Source organism: Aeromonas sp. S41-2, assembly GCF_027705845.1.
Lineage (GTDB): Bacteria > Pseudomonadota > Gammaproteobacteria > Enterobacterales > Aeromonadaceae > Aeromonas > Aeromonas hydrophila.
This window is the reverse complement of record NZ_JAPDCG010000011.1, coordinates 117765-124069: the sequence shown is the minus strand read 5'-3', so window position 1 is coordinate 124069 and position 6305 is coordinate 117765. Positions and strand designations below refer to the sequence as shown.

Sequence of the window (6305 nt, the reverse complement as noted above, 5' to 3'; positions counted from 1 at the left end):
CGGTAGTTCAGTCGGTTAGAATACCGGCCTGTCACGCCGGGGGTCGCGGGTTCGAGTCCCGTCCGCTCCGCCACTAACAAGAAGCCCAGTCTAACGACTGGGCTTTTTTTCGTTTCACTTCTCCTGAATTGCCCTTTCCCTCTTTTATATCCCGCTGATTTATCACGCTATGGGTGTTGTGCCTCAAGGCTTTCCATCGGGGAGGGAGTTCGGCATACAATGCGCCTTTGGTGTCAGATGGGAGTCCCCCTATGTTTTGTCCGCGCTGTGGTTCCGGATCGCTGCAACAGCGCAGCGAGAAAGAGTTTGCCTGTGGCTGTGGTTTTCACTATTTCCAGAATGTGGCGTCGGCCGTGATGGTGGTGCTGTGCTGGCAGGACGAGCTGCTGGTCGCGGTGCGGGCCCGGGATCCCGGCCAGGGCTTATTGGATCTGCCGGGCGGCTTCGTCGATCCCGGCGAATCGCTGGAGGAAGCCTTGGTGAGGGAGCTCAAGGAGGAACTGGGGCTGGATCTGACGGGGGAGACGCTGCGCTACCTGGGTTCTTATGCCAACGTCTATCCCTATGACGAGGTGACCTATCACACCTGTGACACCGTCTTTCTGCTGGAGTTGGCAGACAAGCCTTTGGTGGTGGCGGCCGATGATGTAGCCGCCTGCGAGTGGCGCAAGCTGGCTGGCCTTGCCCCTGCCGAGTTTGCCTTTCGCTCTACCGGCGCCGCCATCAGTCAATTACAGCGGCTGCGGGGCTAACCTATAGCATTGATGACAGGGCGGAGCAGCTAGCCCGGCAGATGCAGGGTGACGATCAGGCCGCCCTCTTCACCGTTTCTGGCGTCGACCCGCCCGCCCTGGGCCTGGATCGCCTTGCGGGTGATGGCAAGGCCCAGCCCATAACCCTTGCCTGCTGCTGGGGAGCCTATTCGCACGAAGGGATCGAAGATGCTGGAGAGCTTGCTCTCATCCACTCCCACTCCTTGATCCGCCACCTCGATGACAAACTCTGCTCCCTGCCGCTGCAGGGTCAGGGTGATGACCTGTCCCGTCTGGGAGAAGCGTAGGGCATTGCGCAGCACGTTGTCGAGGGCCCGGCGGATCAGCTCCGCCTGTCCACAGACCGTGTATTCCCGGGTTTCATCCACCCAGGTTGTGATCTCGACGCCCATGTGCTGCGCCTCGTAGCGGGCATCGCTCACCACGGCGTCGACCAGCCCCTGCAGATCGTAATACTCCTCGCCGTCCCGCTCGCCATGGCTGGCACGGGTGAGGGTGAGCAGCTCGCCTATCATCTTGTCCATGCGCTGGGTCTCGAGCTGGATCCGCGCCAGGGATCCCTCGATCCTGGCCGGATCCTGCTGGGCCAGACCTATGGCCAGTTGTAGCCGGGCGAGGGGGGAACGCAATTCGTGGGAGACGTCGTGCAGCAGTTGTTCACGGCTCTCCACCAGCAGTTGCAGTCGTTCGGCCATGGCATCGAAGTCGCGGGCCGCATCGCTGATCTCGTCGTGGCGTCGCCGCATGGTGGGGTAGAGGCGAACCTCCAGATCTCCCTGGGCGAGGCGCTCGAATCCCTGCCGGAAGCGGTTCATGGGGCGGGTCAGGTGCCAGGCGAGCAGGGCGCTGAAGAAGAGGCCGCCGAGTCCGCCGATCCACCACATGGGGGGCGGCATGTTGAGCCAGTCGCTGCGGGGTTGTGGCGGTGCCAGCTGCCGTTGCAGGCCGGCGGTGTCGTAGTCGAGCCGGTAGTGCTGGCCATCGGCTCCCAACAGGATACGGCCGCTCTGTGTTGTGGATTGCTCCGTTTCGACCGGTTCAAGGCGCAACAATCCTTGCTCAGCTACGGGCCAGCTGGCCTGCAGGGCCGCCACAGCAGTCGGTCCCTGGCGTTGCAGCAGAGCGGCGGCAGAGTCCAGCTGGCGTTCGGCCAGCTGCCTCGCCATCCGTTGTTCCGGTGGCCCCTCGTGGCGATAGAGGCTGAAGGCCACCCACAGCAGCTGGCTCATCATTATGATGGTGAACCAGAAGCCGAACAGTATCTTCCAGAACAGGCGTCCCTTGAGGATCATGCCAGCCGGTATCCTATGCTGCGCACCGTCTCAATGCCGATGGCTTCCCCCGCCAGCGCCTGCAGCTTCTGGCGGATATTGCAGATGTGCACGTCGACGCTGCGATCATAGGGCTCGCGCGGGCGGCCGAGCCCGTGCAGGGAGAGCTCATCCTTGCTGACCACCCGCTCCGGTGAGCGCAGCAGCAGTTCCAGCAGATTGAACTCGGTGGCGGTCAGCTCCAGCGGCGACGCTTGCCAGTGGCACTGGCGGGTGGCAGGGGAGAGCGTCAGGCCGGCGAGGCGCAGGCTGTTGTCCTTGCCGGTTTTGGCGGGCTCGACCCGGCGCAGCACGGCCCTCAGCCTGGCCACCAGTTCCCTCGGGTAGCAGGGCTTGGGCACATAGTCATCGGCCCCCATCTCCAGCCCGATCACCCTGTCTATGTTGTCCCCTTTGGCGGTGAGCATGATGACGGGGATCTGGCTGGCGTGGCGGATCTGGCGCAGCACCTCGCTGCCATTGAGGTCGGGCAGCATGATGTCGAGCACCACGGCGGCATAGTTGCCGGAGAGGGCGTGTTGCACGCCGCTCTTGCCGGTCAGCACATGGGTGGTGGTAAAGCCTTCGCCGCCCAGGTATTCGCTCAGCATGGTGCCAAGCTCCAGATCATCGTCCACCAGCAGGATCTTCATCACTCTTCTCCGTCTCGGGTCGACGCCATTTTCCCGTGTCCGCTGCCCGCTGACAGCTGCTTTTACGCAATCCTTACACTGCCCTGCAAGAGGCTTAACCGGACATTGGAGTAGATTGCACTGGCTTGTTTCATCCCTTTGTTACACCCAAGGATATCCGTGATGGCCCCTGCCCGTCTCCTCGTTGTTCGCCTGCTGCCGCCAGCCCTCTTACTGCTCGCGGCCGGCTGGCTGTTTGCGCCGTTCGATGCGGCACCAACTGCCTCTTACATCACGGCCCCGGCCGAGCGGCGGGATCTGGAGCAGAGCGTGCTGGCCGACGGCACCCTGCAGGCCCAGAAGCTGGTGAGCGTGGGGGCACAGGTGTCGGGGCAGATCAAGGCGCTGCACGTGGCGCTGGGGGATGAGGTGAAGCAGGGCGATCTGCTGGTCGAGATCGACGATCTCACCCAGCAGAATGCCCTCAAGGATGCCGAAGCCGCCCTCGACAACGTGCAGGCCCAGCTGGCCTCGCGCCGGGCAACTCTGCGCAACAACCAACTGGTCTTCGAGCGCCAGCGCAAGGTGCTGGCCCGGGGATTGGGCAGCCAGGCCGACTACGACAGTGCGGAGGCGACCCTGACGGCCACCCGCGCCGACATCCGGGCGCTGACGGCGCAAGCGGTGCAGGCCCGCATCGCGGTGGACACCGCCAGAGTGAATCTGGGTTATACCCGCATCGTCTCCCCCATGGCGGGCACCATAGTGGCGATCCCGGTGGCGCAGGGGCAGACGGTCAACGCGGTGCAGAGTACTCCGACCATGGTCAAGGTGGCGCGGCTCGACACCATGACGGTGGAGGCGCAGATCTCGGAGGCGGACGTGATCAAGGTGAAGGCCGGTCTGCCCACCTATTTCACCGTGCTGGGGGCGCCGGAGCTGCGCTACCAGGCCCGTCTGCGCGCCATCGAGCCTGCCCCCGACACCATCAACGACGACACGACCAGCAGCAGTTCGACCAGCACGGCCGTCTACTACCACGGTCTGTTTGAGGTGGCGAATCCGAGCGGTGCCCTGCGCATCGGCATGACGGCCCAGGTGCACATAGTGCTGGCGACCGAGCGCAACGCCCTGGTGATCCCGGCCATCGCCCTGAGCGAGGGGCGGGTGCAGGTGGTGGATGAGGCTGGCCGCCCACAATGGCGGCAGGTGAAGGTCGGCCTCAACAACAAGGTGGATGCCCAGATCCTGGGGGGATTGGCCGCCGGGGAGGCCGTGGTGGTCAGTCAGCTGACGGCCAAGAGCCAGCAGAGCGGGCGGATGGGCCCGCCGATGGGGATGTGACCATGAGGGAACCACTGCTGCAACTGAGCGGGATCCGCCGCCATTTTGGCGACGGGGAGCGGCGCGTCGAGGTGCTCAAGGGCATCGACCTGACCATAACACGAGGCGAGATGGTGGCCATCGTCGGCGCCTCCGGCTCCGGCAAATCGACCCTGCTCAACATTCTGGGCTGCCTCGATCAGCCGAGCGAGGGTAGCTATCGGGTGGCCGGACGGGAGACGGGACGGCTAACGGCCGATGCGCTGGCAACCCTGCGCCGCGAGCACTTCGGTTTCATCTTTCAGCGCTACCACCTGCTGGGGGATCTCAGTGCCCGCGACAACGTGGCGCTGCCTGCGCTCTATGCCGGGTTGGCCGGCGATGCGCGCAAGGCGAGGGCCGAAAGCCTGCTGCAGCGGCTCGGGCTCGGCAGCCGGCTCGACTACAAGCCGAGCCAGCTCTCCGGCGGCCAGCAGCAACGGGTCAGCATTGCCCGCGCCCTCATCAATGGCGGTCAGGTGATCCTGGCGGACGAGCCGACCGGCGCCCTCGACAGCCAGAGCGGGGCCGAGGTGCTCGGCATCCTGGGCGCGCTCCATCGGCAGGGCCACACGCTGGTGCTGGTGACCCACGACATGGCGATTGCCGAACAGGCCGAGCGGATTATCGAGCTGAAAGATGGCGAGGTGGTGGCCGACCGTCGTCGTGAGCCGACACCGCCGTCCCCTGCGCCAACCACTCCCCGTACCGACACCGAGGGATGCGGCGCTCTGGCCGGGCGGCTCGGCGCCGCCTTCAAGATGGCGCTGCTGGCCATGCAGGCCCAGCGCATGCGCACCTTCCTCACCATGCTCGGCATCATCATCGGCATCGCCGCCGTGGTGTCGGTGGTGGCGCTGGGACGCGGTTCCCAGCAGCAGGTGCTGGCCAACATCAATGCCATGGGCACCAGCACCCTGGAGATCTTCCCCGGCAGCGGCTTCGGTGATCGGCGGGCCGAGGCGGTCCAGACCCTCAGGGTGGAGGATGCCGAGGCCCTCGCCGGGCTCGGCTATGTGCACAGCGTGACTCCCAGTCTGGCCACCAGCGTCACCCTGCGTCGGGGCAGCCAGGCGGTGCTGGGTTCGGTGAACGGGGTGGGGGAGCAGTTCTTCCAGGTGCGCGGCTATCGATTGCTGCAAGGCATGCTGTTCGATGCCGCCAGCGTGACCGCTCTGGCGCAGGAGGTGGTGATCGACGAGAACAGCCTGGCGCGCCTGTTTGCCGCAGGAGAGTCGCCGCTCGGTCAGGTGATCCTGCTGGGGAGCCTGCCGTGCCGGGTGATCGGGGTGGTGGCCCGCAATCAGAGCGGCTTTGGCAGCGACGAGAACCTCAATGTCTGGATCCCCCACACCACGGCCATGACGCGGATGCTGGGCCAGAGCCATCTGCGCAGCATCAGCGTGCGGGTGCAGGACGAGGTGGCGCTGGCCGCCGCCGAGGATGGCATCACCCGTTTGCTGCGTGAACGGCACGGCGCTCAGGATTTCTTCGTGCTCAACACCGACAGCATCCGTCAGGCGATCACCAGCACCAATGCCACCCTGACCCTGCTGATCGCCATGATTGCGCTCATCTCCCTGGTGGTGGGCGGCATCGGAGTGATGAACATCATGCTGGTGTCGGTGAGCGAGCGCACCCGCGAGATCGGCGTGCGGATGGCGGTGGGGGCCAGAACCGGCGACATACTGCAGCAGTTCTTGATCGAGGCGGTGCTGGTCTGCCTGCTGGGCGGGGCGGCCGGGGTGCTGCTCTCTCTGCTGGTCGGCGTCTTGTTCGAGCACTTCAGCAGCCAGTTCACCCTGAGCTACTCCCTGGACGCCGTGCTGATGGCCTTCTTCTGCTCCAGCCTGATTGGCGTGTTGTTCGGCTTCTTCCCGGCGCGGCGGGCGGCGCGGATGGACCCCATCCACGCACTGGAGCGGGAGTAGGCACTCTCTTCGGCGCCCTCAGCGCCACCCCATTCGCCGGCGCTGCCGAGGGCTCATCCCGCCTCGGTGGCCTGGCGAGTTGGCCGGACGGCACCCTGTGCCAGTCCGGCAGCCTGAACCGTGTCATCGACGTGACACAGCCTGCTCTGCGCGGGTTTTCAACCGGGCCCCTGGCCCGGTTCTTTTTCTCATGCGAAAAAAAGGCGCCACCCGAGGGGGACGCCTGAAAGGTCAAACCTTGCGGTTTGCGGACCAACGGAACCAAGATTTCACACACATCACACTCTCAGCACTTCT

General features: G+C 65.2%; 5 protein-coding genes. 3 read left to right on the top strand and 2 right to left on the bottom strand.

From position 1 onward, the window contains the following. Positions 1–251: 251 nt before the first annotated feature. A complete protein-coding gene (locus OKC44_RS19705) occupies positions 252–752 on the top strand; it encodes an NUDIX hydrolase (RefSeq protein ID WP_270814689.1) in 501 nt (166 codons plus the stop codon). A gap of 29 nt (positions 753–781) precedes the next feature. Here the strand turns inward: OKC44_RS19705 and OKC44_RS19700 are convergent, their stop codons facing one another. After that, entirely contained in the window at positions 782–2065 is a 1284-nt protein-coding gene (locus tag OKC44_RS19700; RefSeq protein WP_270814688.1) for a HAMP domain-containing sensor histidine kinase, read from the bottom strand. Further along, on the bottom strand, positions 2062–2736 hold the full coding sequence (locus OKC44_RS19695) for a response regulator transcription factor (protein ID WP_270814686.1): 675 nt from the start codon (positions 2734–2736) through the stop codon (positions 2062–2064). Before OKC44_RS19695 ends, OKC44_RS19700 begins: the two co-directional genes overlap by 4 nt. A 162-nt stretch (positions 2737–2898) precedes the next feature. On the opposite strand from OKC44_RS19695, the gene OKC44_RS19690 reads away from it, so the two are divergent. Beyond that, on the top strand, positions 2899–4059 hold the full coding sequence (locus tag OKC44_RS19690; RefSeq protein ID WP_270814684.1) for an efflux RND transporter periplasmic adaptor subunit: 1161 nt from the start codon (positions 2899–2901) through the stop codon (positions 4057–4059). A gap of 2 nt (positions 4060–4061) precedes the next feature. Continuing rightward, positions 4062–6008 (top strand): MacB family efflux pump subunit, encoded by a 1947-nt coding sequence (locus tag OKC44_RS19685; RefSeq protein ID WP_270814682.1) that lies wholly within the window; start codon positions 4062–4064, stop codon positions 6006–6008. The last annotated feature ends 297 nt before the right edge of the window (positions 6009–6305 follow it).